This window comes from Pseudoalteromonas sp. BZB3 (assembly GCF_040104455.1).
GTDB lineage: Bacteria > Pseudomonadota > Gammaproteobacteria > Enterobacterales > Alteromonadaceae > Pseudoalteromonas.
The window spans coordinates 1-20,458 of record NZ_JBECOS010000005.1 but is presented as its reverse complement, the minus strand read 5'-3'; the positions used below and the strand labels follow the sequence as shown (position 1 = coordinate 20,458).

Sequence of the window (20,458 nt, the reverse complement as noted above, 5' to 3'; positions counted from 1 at the left end):
TTAATAATAATGAGAAATAAGCTAGACCTCAGAAAAATCAAAAAAGGGTTAGCTAAGTATGCGGCTCTGATGTTTGCAGCTGGGTTATCGTTATCTGTTTCTGCTGTTGAATACGCAGCGAACTTTAAAGGTACTGATATTAATGAATTTATTAATATCGTTGGTAAAAACCTGAACAAGACCATCATTATCGATCCTAACGTTCGTGGCAATATTAACGTGCGCAGTTATGAATTGATGGACGAAGAGCTTTATTACCAGTTCTTTTTAAATGTTTTAGAAGTATATGGCTATGCCGTTATTGAAATGGACAGCGGCATTTTAAAAATCTTACGTAGTTCAGATGGTAAGAAAAGTAATGTGCCCTTAGTTTCAGATAATACTTCGACGGATGGTGACACCTTAGTTACGCGAGTGATCCGTGTTAAGAATGTGTCTGTTCAAGAGCTTGGCCCATTAATTCGTCAGTTCAGTGACCAAAAAGATGGTGGTCATGTGACTAACTTCAGTTCTGCTAACGTGATGATGCTGACAGGCCACGCAGCGTCTGTAAATCGTCTCGTCGATATTATTAAATCAGTCGACCAAGCAGGTGACACGCTAGTTGAAATTATTGAACTCAAGCATGCAACTGCAGATGATGTGGTAAAAGTAGTTGAGAGCATTTATAAGTCATCTGGTAAAAACAGTATTCCTGACTTCCTAATACCAAAAGTTGTGGCAGATAACCGTACCAACAGTGTCATTGTCAGTGGTGAAGGTCAAGCGCGCTCTAGAGCGGTAGATTTAGTTAAGCGTTTAGATGGAGAACTAAAAAGCCAAGGTAATACGCAGGTTTTCTATCTTGATTATGCAAAAGCAGAAGATCTTGTAAAAGTACTACAAGGTGTAAGTAAAACACTGCAAGAGGAAGCGCAAGGCGGTAACAATAAAGGCCGCAGCCGAAACAACAAGAACGAAACAAGCATTGAAGCCCACCCGGATTCAAACTCACTAGTCATTACAGCTCAGCCAGATACCATGCGTTCATTGGCATCGGTAATTAAAAAACTAGATATTCGTCGTGCTCAAGTACTGGTTGAAGCAATCGTTGTTGAAGTACTTGAAGGTGATGGTATCAACCTAGGCCTGCAGTGGATTTCAGAGCAAGGTGGTATGCTGCAATTCAATAATGGCAGTAATGTGCCTGTGGGTTCATTAGCCGTTGCAGCAGAGCAGGCTCGTGATAAAACAATCAAGAAAACCATTACAGGAACCGAAAATGGCAACACAACACCATATGAAGAAACACAAGAAGGTGACTTAGGTCCGTTGGCTGCGTTACTTGGTGGTGTTAACGGTCTTGCTGCTGGCATTATTAAGAATGACTGGGGCGCGATCATTCAGGCTATTTCGACAGATACGAAATCAAACATCCTAGCGACGCCGTCTGTAACTACGATGGACAATGAAGAAGCGTCGATGATTGTAGGCCAAGAGGTGCCAATCATTACCGGTTCAACAACCAGTGGTAACAACTCAAACCCATTCCAAACGGTTGACCGTCAAGAAGTGGGTATTAAGCTAAAAGTTACGCCTCAGATAAATGACGGCACAGCAGTTCAGTTAACTATTGAGCAAGAAGTATCGAGTGTCAGTGGTGCAACCGCAGTTGATATTGCAGTGAATAAGCGTGCAATCAACACCACAGTTATTGCTGATGATGGTGGTATGGTGATCCTTGGTGGTCTGATTGATGAAGACGTACAAGAAAGTGTGTCAAAAGTACCATTGTTAGGCGATATTCCTATTATAGGTCACTTGTTCAAGTCAACGAGTACAACGAAGCGTAAGCGTAACCTTCTAGTATTCATTCGTCCGACGATCCTGCGTGATAGTCGCAGCATGAATGAATTAAGTCATTCAAAGTATAACTTTATTCGTGGCGAGCAGAACAAGCAACGTGAAGATGGTATCGACCTGATGCCGTTTGAAGATTCACCAGTGTTACCTGAGTGGAACGATGCACTGACATTGCCACCAACGTATGAGCAGTATTTAAAAGAGCAAAATAAGAAAGAGCGCAAAGATGATTGATAGTAACAATCAACTAGAAAGCGAGCACACAGAATTGCTTGCCGACGCACCAACTGAGGAGATGGCTCGAGAGCTATCCCTTAGGCTGCCATTTTCTTATGCGCGTCGTGTAAATATGCTATTAGCCGAAAAAGAAGGCGGCCTTAAAGTTTTCTATACGGGTGATTTAAATGTTGCTCATTTACTTGAAATTCGCCGAGTAGCAGGGGCTGAATTTAAGCTAGAACAGTTAGAAGCTGAAAAGTTTGAGTTTATGCTCGAAGAGGCTTATCAGCGTGATAGCTCCGAAACCCAACAAATGATGGAAGACATTGGCAACGAAGTCGATCTATTTTCGTTAGCGGAAGAGTTACCGCAAACGGAAGATTTATTAGCGGCTGATGATGATGCGCCGATCATCAAGTTAATCAATGCCATGCTGAGTGAAGCGATTAAAGATGGTGCATCAGATATCCACATTGAAACCTTTGAACAAGATCTAGTGATTCGCTTTAGGGTAGATGGTGTTTTAAAAGAAGTTCTCAAGCCAAATAGGAAACTCGCGTCGCTACTAGTCTCTCGTATCAAAGTAATGGCTAAGCTTGATATCGCCGAAAAGCGTATCCCGCAAGATGGTCGTATTTCGTTACGTATCGCAGGCCGTGCTGTCGATGTGCGTGTATCGACTATGCCGTCGAGCTTTGGTGAGCGTGTTGTACTGCGTTTACTCGACAAAAATAATGCACGTCTAAACCTAGAAGATTTGGGTATGACAGAGCGTAACCGCGAATTATTCAGCGAGCTAATTGCCAAACCGCACGGTATTATTTTGGTGACCGGCCCAACAGGTTCAGGTAAAAGTACCACCTTGTATGCTGGTATGAGCCAAATCAATTCCAAAGACCGCAATATTCTAACGGTTGAAGACCCAATCGAATATGAAATTCCAGGTATTGGCCAAACTCAGGTTAACCCGAAAGTTGATATGACGTTTGCGCGAGGCCTAAGAGCGATTCTTCGTCAAGACCCTGATGTAGTAATGGTAGGTGAGATCCGAGATTTAGAAACCGGTCAAATTGCGGTTCAGGCATCACTGACGGGCCACTTAGTTATGTCGACCCTGCATACCAATACGGCTTCGGGTGCCATTACGCGTATGGAAGATATGGGGGTAGAGCCATTCTTACTGTCTTCTTCTCTATTGGGGGTGTTATCTCAACGCCTAGTCCGTACCCTGTGTAATGATTGTAAAGAACCACATCAAGCCGATGAGCGTGAATGTGAGTTATTAGGTGTGGAGAAAGACAGCAATACAATTATTTACCGTCCAGTAGGTTGTGAATCATGTAATTACAATGGCTATAAAGGCCGTACCGGTATTCACGAGTTATTGGTGGTTGATGAAGCGGTGCGTGAGCTTATCCATAATGGTAAGGGTGAGCAGGCGGTAGAAAAGTATATTCGTACTTTCAGTCCTAGTATTCGTCAAGATGGATGTTCTCGGGTTCTGCAAGGACAAACTTCTTTAGAAGAAGTGTTACGTGTAACCCGTGAGGAAGGCTAACCATGGCAGCGTTTGAGTATCGAGCGCTCGATGGTAAGGGCAAAGAAAAGAAAGGTATCTTAGAGGGCGATACTGCGAAACAGATCCGCCAACAACTTCGAGAAAAAGGCATGATGCCTTTAGAAGTTGCGCCAGCTGCTGAAAAAGAAAAGCAGCAATCTGGTGGTGGGTTTAAACTGTTCACAGGTTATAAGCCTTCGGTCTCTGATATTGCTTTAATCACTCGTCAATTGGCAACACTTATCCAGTCTTCATTGCCAGTCGAAGCGGCTGTGATGGCAGTGGCAGAGCAGTGTGAGAAACCTCGCCTAAAGCGCATGCTGATGTCGGTGCGCTCTAAAGTTGTTGAGGGTTATACTTTGGCTGATGGTATGTCAGAGTTTCCTCATGTGTTCGATAACTTATACCGCGCCATGGTGGCAGCAGGTGAAAAGTCAGGCCATCTTGATGAAGTACTAAATCGTTTAGCTGATTACACAGAGCAACGCCAACATATGCGTAGCCAAATCACCCAGGCGATGGTGTATCCAAGTATTCTTGTGGTTTTTGCCATTGGTATTGTGGCGGTATTGCTTGGCACTGTGGTTCCAGAGATTTTGAAAACCTTTGAAAAGTCGAAGCAAGCACTGCCTTGGACCACCGAATGGGTAATGGCTGCAAGTAACTTTGTACAAGCCTACTGGATGCCAAGTTTCATTGGTATTGTTGCTCTGACTATTGGTATTAAACAGGCGCTACTGAAACCCAAAATCCGTTTTTGGTATGACACGCAGTTATTACGTCTACCTGGTTTAGGCAAAATTAGCCGTAGTATCAATACGGCACGTTTCGCGCGTACCCTCAGTATTTTGTCTTCGAGTGCAGTACCTTTATTAGAAGGTATGAAGATTTCAGGTCAGGTACTTGAAAACGAGAAGATTAAATCAGCGGTATCAGAAGCTGCGGTCAGAGTCAGTGAAGGTGCAAGCTTAAGAGCGTCACTCCAACAAACCAAGTTATTCCCACCTATGATGCTGCACATGATCGCCAGTGGTGAAAAATCGGGTGAGCTAGAGCAAATGTTGGAGCGAGCAGCTAACAACCAAGATAGAGAATTTGAAACCATGGTCAGCGTATCATTAAAGCTTTTAGAGCCAGCGATGATCGCAACTATGGCCATTATTGTGTTGTTTATTGTTATGGCAATTTTGCAACCAATTATGGAAATGAACAAAGCCATCGGCTTATAGTCAAATAAAGAGTTTAAAAATAACAGCTATTAGAGCGAATGAGGTATTCATTGTGAAAAAGCAATCAGGTTTCTCCCTACTAGAAGTAATGGTGGTACTGGTTATCATCGGTATGATCTTATCAATCGTTGCGCCAAACATCATGGGTCAGCAAGAAGAAGCATCAAGAGACAAAGCGCACCTAGATATTCAACAGCTTGAAGATGCAATGAACATGTACAAGTTGAAGAACAAGAAGTACCCAACGACTGAGCAAGGCTTAGAGGCACTTGTGACTAAGACGACAATAGACCCTGTACCACGTCGTTTCCCTGAAGGTGGTTTTATTTCTAAATTACCTGAAGATCCATGGGGCAACCCTTACCAGCTAGTTAGCCCAGGTGAGATGGGTAAGATCGATATCTTTTCAATGGGCCCTGACGGTGAAGTGGGCACTGACGACGATATCGGTAACTGGACTGAAGAAGACGAAGCGCGTTAATACATATGCGTTTAGGCTTAGGGCAAAAAATCAATAAGGTTAAGGGCTTCAGTTTACTTGAAGTCCTTGTCGTACTTGTGATCATCGCCATGTCAGTGAAGATGGTGAGTTACACCTTTGATGATGCCGAAGCCGAAGAGTTAGAAAAACAAGCGCTCAGAGTATATAGAGTAATTAATCTTGCCTCAGAGTTTGCAGTATTAAACCAAATTGAGCTTGGCTTTCACCTTGATAAAAATGTCTTAGAATTTTTAGTCTTTGATGGTGAGAAGTGGGCGGTATTTGATGCTGAAGAATTATATGAACCTATTACCTTCGGTAAAGAATACAAAGTTAATCTGAATATTGAAGATTTATCTTGGTCGCAAGACAATTTGTTAGAGCAAGCCAACTGGCGCGAATTAATGGGCACTAGTGATGACGAAAGCTTGCTCGAGTTAAAAAAGCTCAAAGTTCCGCAAGTGTTAATTTTATCTTCGGGCGAAGTGAGCGCGTTTCAGTTTAGTGTCGAGCTATCAGATAGAGATGCAGAACAAGCGCGTTACTTTATTGAAGGTGAGTTTATCGCCCCTGTTAATTTAAGAGTGGAGCCTGAAGTATGAAGAAGCAATCAGCTGGCTTTACTCTATTAGAAGTGATGGTGGCCTTAGGCATTTGTGCCATGGCAGGCATTGCAGCCATGCAGGTGACAGGTGAACATGTTTCACATATCGCCTCACTAGAAGAACAAACCTATGCATCTTGGGTGGCAGAGAATCGCTTGGTGATGATCCGTGCACAAGGTGACAAATGGAATGGTAAGAATAACAATAAAGGTGAAGAAGAATTAGCTGGTATGACGTGGTACTGGCAAGAGAAAGTCACCAAAACCAATGACCCAAGTTTTGTCAAAGTGCAAGTTGAAGTATTCAGCGATGCTGGATATAAAAATTCTTTGTATGACTTAAGTACATTCATTTTAAAGGGTAAGTAGCGATGCGATTTACTTACCTTCAGAAAAGCCGTCAGCGTGGTTTCACCTTACTTGAGGTCATGATTGCCTTGGGTATTCTCGGCTTTGTAGTGTTGGCGACTCACCAGATATTAAATTCAACGATTCAGGCGAAACAAGGCTCTGAAGAAGTGATTGCAGAATTAGACGCGCTCAATACGACTTTTCGCTTGATGGACCAAGATTTTAACCAAATGACCAAGCGTGAAACGCGAAATGAGGCGGGCGACTTTACACCGAGTTATATTCTTCATGGTCGTTACAATTTAGATAGTCAATATGATGGTATTGCCTTTGTACGCGACGGCTGGACAAACCCAATTAGTTTATTACCTCGCTCTGAATTGCAAGCTGTCGGTTATCGTGTGGTTGATGATAAGTTAGAGCGCCTTTATCGTGTCTACGTCGATCAGCTAGATGGTACCGAACCTCGCAGCCAAGTCATACTAGAGAATATTGAAGACTTAAAGTTTGAATTCTTAGACGACAAACAAAAATGGCAAGAAAATTGGGAAAAGAAAGCGCTGCCTTTAGCGGTTTCTGTAACCATTAAAATGCAAGAAATGGAGCCTATCACGCGTTTTTTCCTCACGCCTGGTGATGGTAAAGTAGCTAGTAGCGCATCAAATACAAATAATGGCAATAACACTGGTGGTAGGAGAACTGATCCATGAATCAGTTAGTCTGTAAGCATGGCCAACAACAAGGCGCAGCACTGATCATTGTTTTGTTCATTGTTGCGCTTGCAGCCGTTATCGCCGCTGAAATGGCGACGAATTTAATGATCCAAGTTCAGCGAGCACAAAATATTCAAACCCATCAGCAAGCAAAATGGTATAGCTATGGTGCCGAAGAGCTGGTAAAGAAAGTCCTTATAGAAAGCAAGAAAAAAGACCCTGAGAAGGTACATTTAGGTCAACCTTGGGCGCTAGAAGAAACCCCGTTTCCTGTAGATCATGGAACCTTGAGTGGACAAGTGACCGATCTTCAAGCGTGTCTAAACTTAAACGCGCTGCGCGCACCAAAAGCACAAAATGCCAGCATTAATGATACGAACCCTGCACATAAAGCCTTTTTAGAGCTGTTGAAGAACATAGAAGATCTGCCCTCAGATGAGAGTGAAGAAACCTTGGCCGACAGTGTATATGATTGGCTTGACGCCGATAGCATCACGTTTCGTTCGGGTGCGGAAGAAGACGAATATATGTCTTTGCGTACACCATATTTAACTGCAAATAACGCATTTGCGTCAGTGTCTGAATTACGTGTGATCAGAGGCTTTAACCCATTGGTCATGGAAAAGTTGCTCCCTTATGTATGTGTTATCCCTGGCAGTGAAGAATTAAAAATTAACGTAAATACTATTTTACCAGAACAAGCATTATTACTGAGTGCACTAATCGATGGATTAAGTGAATCAGATGCACAAAGTATCATCTCTGCACGTCCAGAGCAGGGGTATGACAAAGTGGAAGATTTTCTTTCTGAAGCCACCGCCCAAGGGGCTCAGAATATTAAGCAAGTAACCGATCTATTTACCGTAAATAGTGACTATTTCAAGTTGCGCGCAAAAGCCATGTTCGATGAACGGCTTTTCACAATGACCTCAATTATTCAAATAAAAGAAGGTCAAGCGAGCATACTGGCGCGAAAATTTGGAGGCGTACAGTGACAGAAAAATTATTGATCCGTATTGATCAATCCGCCAAACAGGCTATCCATTGGTTGGTCTATTCAACCGACCAGCAAATTATTGCCAGTGGTGAGTACAAACAACTATCAGATTTAGCTGAGTTAACAGAGAAAGCGCAAGGTAGAGAAACTAGCGTATTGCTTTCTGCATCAATGGTGCAGTTAAAAACCATTGAACTACCAACAAAGTGGAATAGAAAACTAGAACAAGCACTGCCATTTATGTTGGAAGAGCAACTGGCTTGTGATGTTGATGATGTATTCATCGCAATAGGTGAGCCTGGCGTTGAAGATGATAAACCGACCATTAATATAGCTTTGTGTGATCGAACTTTACTTGCTGAGTTATTTGCAGCTTTAGATGAGTATCAGATTTTCGCGAAGCAAGTTCTGCCAGATGCTCTATTACTGCCAGAGCAGGCAGAAAGTGAACTCGCTGTTGTAGAGCTTGATGGTCAATGGTTATGTCGCTTAGGGCAGTGGCATGCATGTGTGATTGAGCCAAGCTGGGGGGCTGATTACTTGCATGCGCTAGCGGTCGAAAAAATTTCTCACTATAGTCCTGCTGAAGCCTTGCCAGAGGTTGCGCCTAAGGTGGCAAAAGAGGCTGAGTATGAACTGCCGCTTGCATTATTGGCTAAAAATTTAACCAGCACAGCATTCAATTTACGCCAAGGTATCTTTGCTGCGAAGAAGAGTACGCCACAATGGTGGAAAGATTGGCAGTCAGGCTTAATTGCAGCATCAGTGGCCTTGTTAGGCTTTGTGGTTGTTCAAGGCATTCAAGTTATACAATTGAAAGATCAGGCCGAGAAGGTGAGATCTGAAGCAGTTGCAACTTATCAAAAAGCATTTCCTAATAAGCGAGTACGAGAAGCACTACTTAGACGCCAAATTGAAGGTGAGTTAAAAGCCATTTCGGCGACCAAACAAGGTGGCTTCTTAGATTTAGCGGACAAGTTTGTGTCAGTTTATAGCCAAGTCAAAGATTTCCAGCCTGAGACTTTACGCTATGACCATAAACGTAATGAATTGCGTATTCGTGTAAAAGCCAAAGACTTCCAAGTGTTTGGTCAAGTTAAAACGATTCTTGAGCAAAAAGGTTTAACAGTGCAGCAGGGTTCATTAAATAACGATGGTGATGCTGTAATTGGTGAAATTAGATTGCGAGGTGATGTATGAAACAACAAGCAATCAACTACTGGGGCTCGCTAAAAGAGCAAGAACAACGTTTACTTATCATCGCGGGAGTTGTTTTTATTGTTTTCGTTTTAGTGGTGGGAATATTAAAGCCACTCAATAAAGCGGTTGCTGAAGCCGAGCAAAAACTAAAGCGTGAGCAAAACTTTCAAGTGTTTGTTGAACAAAGCATTGGCAAGTTGAAAGCGGCGGGTAACTCAGCCCGTACTTCTTCAGGCAATTTGTCGCAACTCGTGAATCGCAGTCGAGGCCGCTACGGCATCGTTATCAGTCAGATGCAGCCAAATAACGACAGTCTTCGTGTGAATATTGAAAACGTTGAATTTAATAAATTGGTTGGTTGGCTCGACGAACTTGTACATCAACATGGTGTCACTGTGGCAAACCTAGATATCTCACAAGGTGAAGACACAGGCTTTGTGCGTGTAAGTCGATTGGTGTTAGAGAAGTAGTATGAAGCAAAAAGTTTATTTAGTTCTGTTATTTATTTTCTCGTTTTTGGCTTTTGCTTTATCTCAGCTGCCCGCATCAGTTGCGGTGCAAGTCGCACAGGGTTACTTGCCTAAAAATGTGGCTTTTGGCAATTTGAGCGGCTCAATATGGCAGGGGCAAGTCAGTGAAGTTCGCGTCAATAAGGTTCAGGTTTTCAATGTTCGTTGGCAGTTAGAGCCTATCGCTTTGCTAACTGGCAACCTTGCTGGTGATTTAACTTGGGGTAACCCGAGAGCGAGCGAAGAAATGTCAGGAAAAAGCCATTTCAGTCTTTCATTTTTAGACCAACAGGCGAGCTTGAAAGATGCTGTACTGCGTTTTGAAGTTGAACAGCTAATGGGACAGTTAAACCTCCCATTACCTGTTAAGGCTACGGGTCGCGTGATTTTTAACATCGATGAGTTTGAAAGTGGTGAACCTTACTGTCAGCAAATTAAAGGCGATGTATTTAGCCCAAATATTCGTGTTGAAGGGTTAACTGGCTGGTTCTCAATTGGTGAGTTGGGCGCCGATTTAAACTGTAAGTCGGGTGATCTAGCTGCGGTGGTTCAGCCAGAAAATCTACTGGGTTTGCAAGCGGATGTCCATTTAGGAAATAACTTTCAATTTAAAGTCGCTGGTAACGTAAAGCCAGATGCCTCATTACCGAAAGAAGTGCATGATGCAGTTAAATTCTTAGGTCGTCCTGATGCGCAGGGCCGTTATCCGGTGAACTTGTAATGTTAGAGTTTTCGTTTACAGAGCAACATAAAGCGTTGCTCACTGATTATTTATCTAGCACAGAGCAGGCTCTGCCTTATGCTGTTTGTGAAGGTTATCTGTTTGCAACCATTTGTAGCCCAGCAGGCATTGAAATGGAACAGTGGCTAACAATCGTCAGTGGCGGTGATGAGCAAATTGCAGAAGAGCATGTTTTTGCTTTAATGGCACTGCATCACGATATCAGTGAGCGCGTTTTTTCAGGTCTGTTCCAGTTGCCTTATGCGTCAACAGCTGTAGTTGAGCTGCAGCAATGGAGCCAGGGCTTTTTAGCTGGGATTGAGCACTTTTATGCTGAGCTAGTTAATAGTGCAGTTTTAAATGATGAGCTTAAGCAAGCATTGATTAGTAGCACAGAGCAACTAGGTTTTTTCGCTCTAGAGCCGTCGCAAATTGCCGCTTACTGTGATGCCAATAATGTTGAGCTAAATAGCTTTTGTCATCAGCAGCATGCAATTGCGAACGAGTTTGCCTTGGCTTATGTGCAATTAGTAGAAAACACCGCTGTTGAGAGTGGCTTGTATGATGAAGAGAGTTAAAACCTGAAAGCCTTTTACAGGGTAAGCGAGCGCTTACCCAAGCTCTAATTCAATACGCGTGCAGCCTTTTGCACAACTTACCATACCTTTATTCTTATCTTGCCCATTTAAATCTAATTGTAGTGGCTTGTTGCATTGCTCGCATAACAAGGTTTGCCCTTTGCTTAGTTTTTTAAGTATGTTTTTGTGCTGGTTAAATGCTGCTGCACGCTTTTTATTAAAAGCGTCAATATCGATATTCATTACAACGACTTCCCTTCAAAAATAGATTCACCAACGATTTTACAAATCACACTTAGCTTATTGCCATAAAAATAGAGGTTCAAATCATTTTCTTTGCAGTAACGAAGGTGGAAGGCCTTTAATTTATCATCAGTGCCTAACGCATCATTTAAATATTCTAATTCGGTTTCATCTAATTCAAGTTTTTGCGAAATTTGTGTTCTAGCTATTTTAGCTGAAGTGCTTCTCGCTACTTTACTTTGTTCACTCAGCAAGCTCACGCCTTCACCTAATAGTGCTTCTCTTGGCTCTTTAATGGCCGGATGATCGATAGTAAAAAGTGCCAGAATGACAACAACAAGTAACAAAAACTTTTTCATTGGATACCGTAATATTGATCTAAACAGGAAGAAACAATTGAGAGTGTAATAAAATGGGGCTTTCAAAAGCAAGTGATTAAGTTATAAACACTGCATAAGCGCGTCCCTGGTTAAGGAAAATTCAATAATTTCTGAACTAGTTGTACCTAGCTTTAATTTGCTTGCATATAATATCCTTATAGATAAAAAGGTCACTGTAGCAAGTACCTGTCGATCACAGCCATGAGGAGCCGAGATGGACAAACAAATAAAAGTAAAAAACATTCCGAGCGATGTAAAAATACAAAAGCCGGAGCTCCAGCCTGATAGGTTTAACCCTCGTAACCGTATTTATGTGCGCGCAGTTAAGGGTCTACACCAGCAACTTCGTAAGCGCTTAGGTTTTATTGGTATGTTGGCATTTATGCTGATGCCATGGGTTAATTTTGAGGGTCATCAAGCGGTTTATTTTGATCTCTTCGAGCAAAAATTTAATATTTTCGGATTAACGCTGATGCCACAAGATTTAACGGTACTGGCATTTTTCCTTATGATCGCTGCATTTGCACTGTTTGTGGTGACCACGTTTTATGGTCGTGTGTGGTGTGGTTACACTTGTCCGCAAACCGTTTGGACTTTTATCTTTTTGTGGTTTGAAGAGAAATTTGAAGGCAGTGCCAATCAGCGTAAAAAGCTCGATAGCCGTAAAATGAACTTTGATAAATTTTGGCGAAAAACAGCAAAGCATGGTAGTTGGATTTTATTCTCTTTGTGGACCGCCATTAGCTTTGTTGGATTTTTCACTCCAATACGTGAATTAGTGCCAGATTTACTGACTTGGAGCGCAGGAAGTTATGCAGTTATCAGTATAGTGGTATTTACGGCATGTACTTATGGCAATGCAGGCTGGATGAGGGAGATCATGTGTTTGCATATGTGTCCTTATTCACGTTTTCAATCTGCCATGTTCGATAAAGACACCTTTACAGTTAGCTATGACGCGAAACGTGGAGAGTCACGTGGTCCTCGCTCTCGTAAACAAGACCCAAAAGAAATGGGGTTGGGTGATTGTATCGACTGTAATCTGTGTGTTCAGGTATGTCCTACAGGCATCGATATTCGTAACGGTTTGCAATACGAGTGTATCAACTGTGGTGCATGTATAGATGCGTGTGATGGGGTGATGGATAAGATGAATTACCCTCGTGGTTTAATTTCTTACACCACAGAGCGCAACCTTGAAACGCCAGATAATAAAACCAAAGCATTCCGTGGCAAGCTGGCAGGTTACTTATTAATCATGACAGTGTTAATCGCGGCACTGGTGGTGAATATTGCGATGCGTAAGCCAATGGAGCTCGATATTATTCGTGATAGAAATCAGCTTTATCGAGTCAATTTCGATGGTTTAGTTGAAAACACTTACACCCTAAAAGTCATCAATAAAACCCAGCAAACACAGCAATACGACATTGCGGTTGAGGGGTTAAACAACTTTAATGTGCTGGGCAAACTGGCGATTGAAGTTCAAGCGGGTGAATCGATGAATGTGCCACTTTCTGTGATCATTGACCCTTATGACCTTAAAAAGCCAGTGACTGAATTCCACTTTAGAGTTCAAGTGAAAGGCGACCCGACAGTGTCATTATCACAGCCTACCAACTTCTTTAAAGGCAAATAATTAGATACACTAATTAAACCAAGCAAAAGCGGGTATTCCCCGCTTTTTTTATGCCAAATGAGGAATACATGAGCGAGTTTAGTTTTGCGAATTTAAATCCAGATCGTATCTTGGATGCCATAGAAAGCATTGGGGTTTACCCTGAAACAGGCTTGCTACCTTTGAACAGTTATGAAAATCGCGTTTATCAGTTCAAAGCCGAAGACGGTAAGCGTTATGTCACTAAGTTTTATCGTCCCGAGCGCTGGAGTGAGGCGCAAATAAAAGAAGAGCATGCTTTTGCATTTGAACTCGCTAATGAAGAAGTGCCTATCGTCGCGCCAGTCGAAATAGAGGATGAAAGTTTATTCGAGCATGCTGGCTACAAATTTGCGCTCTTTCCTAGTGTGGGTGGACGTCAGTTTGAAATCGACAATTTAGATCAGCTTGAAATGCTTGGCCGATATATCGGACGACTACACCTAGTTGGTAAGAGTAAACCATTCCAGCATAGACTGAGTATTAATACTCAGAGCTACTTATTCTATGCCAAGGAAGTTATTGAAAATAGTAAGCTTGTACCTATACATCTAGAAACCGCGTTTTACACTATTTTAGAGCAGGTTATTTCGCAAACAGCGCAAATGTATCATGTCGATAAGCCTATTCGTTTGCATGGCGATGCACATGCTGGCAATATTCTCTGCACAGGCGATTCACTGACTTTAGTGGATTTAGATGATTGTCGCTCAGGCCCTGCAATCCAAGATTTATGGATGATGCTTAATGGTGATAAAAACGAGCAGTTAATTCAGCTTGATACACTATTGATGGGGTATGAAGAATTTAACTCTTTTGATGCAAAAGAGCTGCAACTGATAGAGCCGCTGCGTGCGATGCGAATGGTGCATTACATGGGGTGGTTAGCTGCCAGGTGGGAAGATCCTGCATTTATACGGAACTTTTCTTGGTTTGCAACAGACAAATACTGGGAGCAGCAGATCTTAGCATTGAAAGAACAGCTTGCAGCGTTACAAGAACCTGCATTACAACTGTTTCCGTAAAAAATTGAGAAATAACTATGTTAAAAGCGTTAAAACTATCCATTCTATTTTTCTGTTTGCCGTTGTTAGCCATGGCCGCAGAATTTGATTTTAAAGAAGGTGTGCACTACCAAACTTTAACCACCCAAAAAAGTGAGCAAGAAAAAGTAACTGAGTTTTTTTCATTTTACTGCCCGCATTGCTTCCGTTTTGAACCGGTTGCTAAGGCGTTAGAGCAAAGCTTGCCAGAAGGCGCTGTGTTTGAAAAAAGCCATGTGAACTTTTTAGGTGGTTTGCCTGCGCAAGTACAAAGTAATTTAAGCTATGCCTATATCGTGGCAAAGCAAATGGGCAAAGGTGATGAAATTGCAGCTAAAATCTTCGACAGTATCCATTTAAAAAAAGCGCCATTGAATGACATTAAAGATGTGAAAAAGCTACTGGATCTTAATGGTATCAGCGAAAAGCAGTTTGATGCTGCACTAGCAAGTATGCCAGTAATTGCGGCTGAAAAGCTGATGCAAGACGACCAAAATCGTTTTTCAAAAGCGGGCGCACTATCTGGCGTGCCTACATTTATCGTCAGTGATAAATATAAAGTAAATACCAACAGTTTAAAAAGCCAAGAGCAATTCAACGCATTGGTTAAACATTTATTAGCAAAATAATACGGAGAATAAGATGTTAAAGCTAATTAAAGCCGCTGCGCTTGCACTCATGCTTCCTGTAGTTGCAAACGCAGCTCAGTTTGAAGAAGGCGTTCACTACGAAGTGGTTGCCGAGCGTGGTACTAAGAAACCTGAAGTGACAGAGTACTTCTCATTTTTCTGCCCTGCATGTAATGCGTTTGAACCATTGATCGCTCAGGTAAAACCTAAACTGAATGAAGGTGTAAAGTTTAAAAAGAGCCACGTAGATTTCACAGGCCCTCGTGATCCAGAAGTACAAAAGATTATGGCTCAAGGCTTAGCACTTGCTGAAGTGCTTCCTCAAAAAGATAAAATCATTGCTGCAATTTTTACGCATATTCATGCAAAGCGTAATAAGATCAATGAACTTGCGGACATGAAAGATATCTTCGTTGCACAAGGCGTAGACGCTACTAAGTTTGATAAAATGTACAAAAGCTTTGCTGTACGTACTAAGACTTCAAAAATGGCGCGTATGCAACAAAAGTGGTCTGAAAAGCGTGCGCTTACAGGCGTTCCAACGTTTATCGTAAATGGTAAATATAAACTGCGTTTACGTGAGTCAAAAACGACGACTCCAGAGCAGATCAGTGCATTAATTAATTATTTAGCTGCTAAATAATTAATTATGAGTTAGAACAGAGCCTCGCACTTGCGAGGCTTTTTTATTGGAAAAGATATGCATAAGATATTGGTTTCAAGTTGCTTACTCGGACAACCCGTCCGTTATGATGGGCAATCTAAAGGTTTAACAAATGATATTTTGACTCGGTGGCTGCAAGAAAAGCGAGTTGTTGCATTTTGCCCTGAAGTTACGGGTGGCTTACCAACCCCCAGGCCACCTGCAGAGATCAATGCCGAAAAGGTGATCACGACTACAGGTGAGGATGTCACCAGTGAATTTCAGTTAGGTGCTGAAAAAGCACTCGCATTATGTAAAGCGCAGCAAATTAAATTTGCGTTGTTGAAAGAATCTAGCCCTTCATGTGGTCGAAATACTATTTACGATGGGTCGCATAAGGGAATTAAAGTGGTTGGAATGGGTTTAACTGCTAAAAAGCTTGTTAAAGCAGGCATACAGGTTTTTAGTGAAGAGCAATTGCCACAGCTAGTCAGTGCTCTGGCAATTGCTGAAAAGAATTAGCGGGATTATTTACGCTGTAAAAATACACCAGACTCCACATGATGTGTATATGGGAACTGGTCGAAAATCGCAATGCGAGATACAGAATGTGTTTCGCATAGCATGTCTAAATCACGCTCTAATGTGTCTGGATTACATGAGATATATATAATGTTGTCGTAATTAGATACTAAAAGACAAGTGAGTTCATCCATACCTGCACGAGGTGGGTCAACCAAAATAGTTTGGCAGTTGTAGTCTTGAAGGTTAATGCCATTTAATCTTGAAAATTGGCGTTCCCCTTTCATTGCTTGCGTAAACTCTTCACTCGACATGCGAACAATATCTAAGTTCTCAACCTTATTCGCCGCAATATTAATTTGTGCCGAGTTTACCGAAGATTTAGAGATTTCAGTTGCTAGCACTTTATTAAAGCTACCGGCTAAAGCAATTGAAAAGTTACCGTTACCACAATATAGCTCAAGTAAATCATTCTCCAGTGGCGCACAAAGGTCTTGCGCCCATTCCAGCATTTTCTCATTTACTTTCGCATTTGGCTGCGTAAAGCTATTTTCAACTTGCTGGTATTGATAAGTTTGACCATTTACAGCCAGTTGCTCAGTGACAAAGTCATTGCCTAGCACAATCTTCTGTTTACGAGCTCGGCCAATAAAATCAATTTTACAGGTTTTCTGAAGCTCAGAACGTAATGCATTAATTGCTGCTAACCATTCATCATCAAGCTGTTTGTGATAAAGCAGGCTTACCAGGATCTCACCACTTAGCGTCGATAAGTAATCGATTTGGAAAAGCTTACGGCGAAGTATCTCGTTATGACGTAACTTCTTCATCATAACTTGCATGATTTCACTAATAAGCGGCGCGGCAGGGTCAAATGTTTCCACGCGAATTTTTTGTTTGCTCTCTTGGTCAAACATAATGTGGTAGAGATCGTCACCATCGTGCCATACTCTAAACTCAGCACGTTGACGGTATTGCGTTTTTGCTGAGTCAAAGACTTCAAGCTCTGGTGCGTTAAAGCGAGCAAATTGAGCACTAATACGCGTTTGCTTTTCAGCAAGCTGCTGTTCATAAGTGGCGGTATCAATAGTGATGACTGGCATAGTTAAACTGACCTTACAAATTCGAGAGCGGCTATTGTAGGGGGCATAGGTGATTTGTCCAGTTTCTCGCTAAAATTTGTTGTTTTTTTATACTAAACACTCAAGGGTCATTAATTTTTGCCGATAAGCAGAAAATAACCGAGCATATGCTTGGTTACTATTATTTCTGGGAGACAGAACATGAAAATTGGACAACTTAACCAGCTTCTTAATCCTGCTATGGCAAATAAGGCGAACAATAAAGCTGCCTTTAAGCCGACCATGCATTTAAACCCAGATAGCTATCATGGTGATAAGAGTAAAATAGCAGCTAAATTATTAGATGATAAATTGGCAGAAGCTTTAGGCATTGAAAAGCCAGAGAAAGAGAAAAAACCATTATTTGATTTCGAAGCTATCGTTAAAAATGTGCTCGACTTTGTCAAAGGTGCGGTGAACAAAGCAAAAGCAGATGGTAAAGATGACGACACTTTAAAAGATATGTTGGGTGCTGCACGAAAAGGTGTCCAAATGGGTATTGATGAAGCCACTTCGGAGTTAAAAGAAAGTGCGCTTTTTAATGATGATATTGAAGAGGGTATAGAAAAATCCCGAGAAGGCATTTTCAAAGGACTCGATGATTTTGAAGAAGAGTTATTTAACCCTAAACCTGCTTATATGAAGGTCAGTGCAGCACAGTATGCAAGTTTGTCGAATCAAGCAGAATATAGTTTTACAACTGCAGAGGGCGATGAAGTAACTATTTCACTGAGTGATGCTCGTTCAAAAGGTCAAGCAGCCAGCTATGCTCAAAACGGTGATAATCATGGTTTGGCTGTTTCAGAGCAATCGAGTGAGGAAGTCAGTTTTTCAATTAGTGTGAATGGCGAGCTTAATAAAGAAGAGCAAAAAGCCATAAATGAAATGATGAAAGACATTCGCAATGTCAGTGATTCATTTTTCTCTGGTGAATATGACGATGCATTTGAAAAAGCATCGGCATTAAATATAGAGAGCGATCAAATTACCAACTTCACGATGGATTTGCGTCAGACAAAAACAACCGCTGCAATTGCACAATATCAACAAGCCAACCCCATAAAAGAGTTAGAACAAGCGTTTCAGCCTCTAGATAAACAATTAGAGAATATTCATTCAGAAGGTAAAGCATTAGGCATTGAGCAGCAATTGCCAGATATCATGGCTTGGATGAACGATGGACAAGCAAGAATGGCTCAGCTTTTAGATTATGCGCAAGGTTTCTTCAATCAACTTGATAATAAGTCAGAGAAATCAGCTTAAGTGACTTGGCAACTTATATAGGCTCGGGCAAACTTGCACCTCTATACAGAGGAGTCATAGTTTGCCGCACATTTTAGTTTTTGATTCAGGTATTGGTGGGACCAGTGTCCTAACACATATCCAAAATACACTACCAGGGGCAGACTATACCTACATTATGGATAATGCTTTACTGCCCTACGGTCTTCAGAATGAAGAAACAATTCAAAATAGGCTGGCAAGTCTCGTTAATAAAATATCTTCAAATTTTTTTGGGGAAGTTGACTTAATAGTGATCGCTTGCAATACAGCTTCAACTTACGCATTGGCACATATTCGCCAGTTTACTCAAATTCCGATTGTTGGCGTGGTGCCTGCAATAAAGCCTGCTGCACAAATTAGTATTAGAAAGCATATTGCTTTATTAGCAACGCCTGCTACCTCAAAAAACCAGTATACGCAATCTTTAGTAAGTGAGTTTGCTCAAGATTGCCAAGTAAGTTTCTACCACTCAACAGAGTTGGTAAGGTTAGCAGAGCGTAAGTTCTGGTTAAATGAAGATGTGCGAGAGGGTGTTAATAAGGAGCTATCAGCTATTAAGGTCGATAATCAAGCTGATATTCTGATTTTAGGGTGCACACATTTTCCAATATTGAAGTATGAAATAGCAGAGTTTTATAAAACGCAATGTGAATTAATCGACTCCGGAACTGCGATAGCAAAAAGAGTTCAGCACTTATTGGCTGGCAGGATAGGTGAAATAGTTATAAAAAAGCCGCTACAGTTTTATGCAACGGCTTTAAATGAGGTTCCTGTTAATACAGGATACGATGTGAAAAGTTTACATCTTTAACTTGCAACAGCTTCTTCTGATGTCTCTGGTTTTTGTTTTGCAGCTCTAACCTTCAACGTACGTTGTTGGAACTCTTTTTCATTCAATGCTGCAATGGCTTTATCTGCATCAGCTTCGGCCATTTCCACAAAACCGAAACCACGACGTTTACCTGTATTTTTATCTTTTAATAAACGAACGTTGAATACACGGCCTTGTTCAGAGAAAAGTTCTCGAACGACACTTTCATTTGCCTTGTAAGGTAAGTTACCTACATAAAGCGTTTTTGTTTTTACTTCAGCATTGTCAGATTGTGTGGTTGCATTACTTGTCGACATAACAGTTGCAATGAAACCACCGATGAGTGTGCCAATAGAAAAAGTAGCACCAAGATTAAGAGAAGAGTCTGCAAGAAGAGTATTAGCTGCAAAGTAGCCGATTATCGCAATTGCTAAAACAATAAAAAGAGACTTTTGTTGAGTTGGGTTCATAAGGATCTACCAATATACAATGAGTATACAATAATTTAACAAACGAGCTGCTATCTTAGCGTCTTAAAATGTTTAAGCAATAATTAAAAAGAGAAATTAGCCATTCGAAGAGGGTAAATAGAGCGTTTTTTATTCTAACAAGTCTTTTTTGTTCTCTTTTTGAGCGGCTGAGCACATTTCTTAAAATTAATTGAAAAAAGGGGTTGCGCACTTTTAATTTCTCCCTATAATGCGCACCCACTGACACGGGGCGAGACGCTGAAAAGCAAATCAAAACGATGTCGAGTCAAATAAAACTTAACTTTAAAAACTTTTTAAAATTAAGTGTTGACATAAAAAGTGAAGTCGTTATTATGGCGCTCCACTTCGCAGCAATGCTGCAGCGACAAGCAAAAGCTTAGTCGCATTGTTCTTTAAAAATATGAAGCAATCATCTGTGTGGGCACTCGTACAGATTGAGTTCTAACAGCTCTTGATTCAGGAGCAAAAAAATTTAGAGTCTCAATTTCTTATGAGTGACTATATGGTCAATTTATACAGAATTCATTGAGCACGAATCTTCGGATTCAAAAAACTTTTAATTGAAGAGTTTGATCATGGCTCAGATTGAACGCTGGCGGCAGGCCTAACACATGCAAGTCGAGCGGTAACAT

The 20,458-nt window shown here is 41.4% G+C and carries 23 protein-coding genes and 1 rRNA gene; 20 read left to right on the top strand and 4 right to left on the bottom strand.

Annotated elements, in window-relative coordinates; translation table 11 throughout:
* Positions 1-9 precede the first annotated feature (9 nt).
* The 12 genes from gspD (at position 10) to ABMY35_RS04930 (ending at position 11,002) form a co-directional block, all read left to right on the top strand.
* The gene (gene gspD, locus ABMY35_RS04985) at positions 10-2,076 is read left to right on the top strand and encodes a type II secretion system secretin GspD (RefSeq protein ID WP_349285273.1); all 2,067 of its coding nucleotides are present in this window, start codon (positions 10-12) and stop codon (positions 2,074-2,076) included.
* Between the two features lie 61 nt (positions 2,077-2,137).
* Positions 2,138-3,619, top strand: a complete 1,482-nt coding sequence (gene gspE / locus ABMY35_RS04980) for a type II secretion system ATPase GspE (RefSeq protein WP_349285307.1) — start codon at positions 2,138-2,140, stop codon at positions 3,617-3,619.
* Positions 3,620-3,621: 2 nt separating this feature from the next.
* Positions 3,622-4,848, top strand: coding sequence for a type II secretion system inner membrane protein GspF (gspF, locus tag ABMY35_RS04975; RefSeq protein WP_349285272.1), 1,227 nt, complete (start codon positions 3,622-3,624; stop codon positions 4,846-4,848).
* Between the two features lie 52 nt (positions 4,849-4,900).
* Positions 4,901-5,329: a type II secretion system major pseudopilin GspG gene (gene gspG, locus ABMY35_RS04970; protein ID WP_349285271.1), complete on the top strand. Its 429-nt coding sequence runs from the start codon at positions 4,901-4,903 to the stop codon at positions 5,327-5,329.
* Between the two features lie 5 nt (positions 5,330-5,334).
* Positions 5,335-5,931 carry a prepilin-type N-terminal cleavage/methylation domain-containing protein gene (locus tag ABMY35_RS04965; RefSeq protein ID WP_349285270.1) on the top strand — a complete coding sequence of 199 codons (597 nt, stop codon included), beginning with the start codon at positions 5,335-5,337 and terminating at the stop codon, positions 5,929-5,931.
* Positions 5,928-6,302 carry a type II secretion system minor pseudopilin GspI gene (gene gspI / locus ABMY35_RS04960; protein ID WP_349285269.1) on the top strand — a complete coding sequence of 125 codons (375 nt, stop codon included), beginning with the start codon at positions 5,928-5,930 and terminating at the stop codon, positions 6,300-6,302. Before ABMY35_RS04965 ends, gspI begins: the two co-directional genes overlap by 4 nt.
* Before the next feature lie 2 nt (positions 6,303-6,304).
* Positions 6,305-6,994: a type II secretion system minor pseudopilin GspJ gene (gspJ, locus tag ABMY35_RS04955; RefSeq protein WP_349285268.1), complete on the top strand. Its 690-nt coding sequence runs from the start codon at positions 6,305-6,307 to the stop codon at positions 6,992-6,994.
* Positions 6,991-7,992 carry a type II secretion system minor pseudopilin GspK gene (gene gspK / locus ABMY35_RS04950; protein ID WP_349285267.1) on the top strand — a complete coding sequence of 334 codons (1,002 nt, stop codon included), beginning with the start codon at positions 6,991-6,993 and terminating at the stop codon, positions 7,990-7,992. The genes gspJ and gspK overlap by 4 nt, the downstream gene beginning before the upstream one ends.
* Entirely contained in the window at positions 7,989-9,194 is a 1,206-nt protein-coding gene (gene gspL / locus ABMY35_RS04945; protein WP_349285266.1) for a type II secretion system protein GspL, read from the top strand. The genes gspK and gspL overlap by 4 nt, the downstream gene beginning before the upstream one ends.
* The gene (locus ABMY35_RS04940; RefSeq protein WP_349285265.1) at positions 9,191-9,664 is read left to right on the top strand and encodes a type II secretion system protein M; all 474 of its coding nucleotides are present in this window, start codon (positions 9,191-9,193) and stop codon (positions 9,662-9,664) included. Before gspL ends, ABMY35_RS04940 begins: the two co-directional genes overlap by 4 nt.
* Before the next feature lies 1 nt (position 9,665).
* Complete coding sequence (locus tag ABMY35_RS04935) at positions 9,666-10,424, top strand: type II secretion system protein N (protein ID WP_349285264.1); 759 nt, start codon at positions 9,666-9,668, stop codon at positions 10,422-10,424.
* Complete coding sequence (locus ABMY35_RS04930; protein ID WP_349285263.1) at positions 10,424-11,002, top strand: UPF0149 family protein; 579 nt, start codon at positions 10,424-10,426, stop codon at positions 11,000-11,002. The genes ABMY35_RS04935 and ABMY35_RS04930 overlap by 1 nt, the downstream gene beginning before the upstream one ends.
* 33 nt (positions 11,003-11,035) lie before the next feature.
* Here the strand turns inward: ABMY35_RS04930 and ABMY35_RS04925 are convergent, their stop codons facing one another.
* On the bottom strand, positions 11,036-11,245 hold the full coding sequence (locus ABMY35_RS04925) for a hypothetical protein (protein WP_349285262.1): 210 nt from the start codon (positions 11,243-11,245) through the stop codon (positions 11,036-11,038).
* Positions 11,245-11,604 (bottom strand): hypothetical protein, encoded by a 360-nt coding sequence (locus tag ABMY35_RS04920; RefSeq protein WP_349285261.1) that lies wholly within the window; start codon positions 11,602-11,604, stop codon positions 11,245-11,247. Before ABMY35_RS04920 ends, ABMY35_RS04925 begins: the two co-directional genes overlap by 1 nt.
* Positions 11,605-11,839: 235 nt before the next feature.
* On the opposite strand from ABMY35_RS04920, the gene ccoG reads away from it, so the two are divergent.
* The 5 genes from ccoG (at position 11,840) to ABMY35_RS04895 (ending at position 16,119) form a co-directional block, all read left to right on the top strand.
* The gene (ccoG, locus tag ABMY35_RS04915; protein ID WP_349285260.1) at positions 11,840-13,264 is read left to right on the top strand and encodes a cytochrome c oxidase accessory protein CcoG; all 1,425 of its coding nucleotides are present in this window, start codon (positions 11,840-11,842) and stop codon (positions 13,262-13,264) included.
* 68 nt (positions 13,265-13,332) lie between these two features.
* Positions 13,333-14,307, top strand: coding sequence for a serine/threonine protein kinase (locus ABMY35_RS04910; RefSeq protein ID WP_349285259.1), 975 nt, complete (start codon positions 13,333-13,335; stop codon positions 14,305-14,307).
* A gap of 17 nt (positions 14,308-14,324) precedes the next feature.
* Positions 14,325-14,954: a thiol:disulfide interchange protein DsbA/DsbL gene (locus tag ABMY35_RS04905; RefSeq protein ID WP_349285258.1), complete on the top strand. Its 630-nt coding sequence runs from the start codon at positions 14,325-14,327 to the stop codon at positions 14,952-14,954.
* A gap of 13 nt (positions 14,955-14,967) precedes the next feature.
* A complete protein-coding gene (locus tag ABMY35_RS04900) occupies positions 14,968-15,597 on the top strand; it encodes a thiol:disulfide interchange protein DsbA/DsbL (protein ID WP_349285257.1) in 630 nt (209 codons plus the stop codon).
* A gap of 57 nt (positions 15,598-15,654) precedes the next feature.
* Positions 15,655-16,119 (top strand): DUF523 domain-containing protein, encoded by a 465-nt coding sequence (locus ABMY35_RS04895; protein WP_349285256.1) that lies wholly within the window; start codon positions 15,655-15,657, stop codon positions 16,117-16,119.
* A 5-nt stretch (positions 16,120-16,124) separates the two neighbouring features.
* On the opposite strand, the gene trmA is transcribed toward ABMY35_RS04895, so the two are convergent.
* Positions 16,125-17,222 (bottom strand): tRNA (uridine(54)-C5)-methyltransferase TrmA, encoded by a 1,098-nt coding sequence (gene trmA, locus ABMY35_RS04890; RefSeq protein WP_349285255.1) that lies wholly within the window; start codon positions 17,220-17,222, stop codon positions 16,125-16,127.
* Between the two features lie 180 nt (positions 17,223-17,402).
* Here trmA and ABMY35_RS04885 point away from each other — a divergent pair, with 180 nt between their 5' ends.
* Positions 17,403-18,503, top strand: a complete 1,101-nt coding sequence (locus ABMY35_RS04885) for a DUF5610 domain-containing protein (RefSeq protein WP_349285254.1) — start codon at positions 17,403-17,405, stop codon at positions 18,501-18,503.
* 61 nt (positions 18,504-18,564) lie between these two features.
* On the top strand, positions 18,565-19,335 hold the full coding sequence (gene murI, locus ABMY35_RS04880) for a glutamate racemase (protein ID WP_349285253.1): 771 nt from the start codon (positions 18,565-18,567) through the stop codon (positions 19,333-19,335).
* Here murI and ABMY35_RS04875 read toward each other — a convergent pair.
* Positions 19,332-19,805 carry an RNA-binding protein gene (locus tag ABMY35_RS04875; protein WP_349285252.1) on the bottom strand — a complete coding sequence of 158 codons (474 nt, stop codon included), beginning with the start codon at positions 19,803-19,805 and terminating at the stop codon, positions 19,332-19,334. The two genes, murI and ABMY35_RS04875, sit on opposite strands and share 4 nt — an antisense overlap.
* A 578-nt stretch (positions 19,806-20,383) precedes the next feature.
* Here ABMY35_RS04875 and ABMY35_RS04870 point away from each other — a divergent pair.
* Positions 20,384-20,458, top strand: a 16S ribosomal RNA gene (locus tag ABMY35_RS04870); the annotation flags it as partial.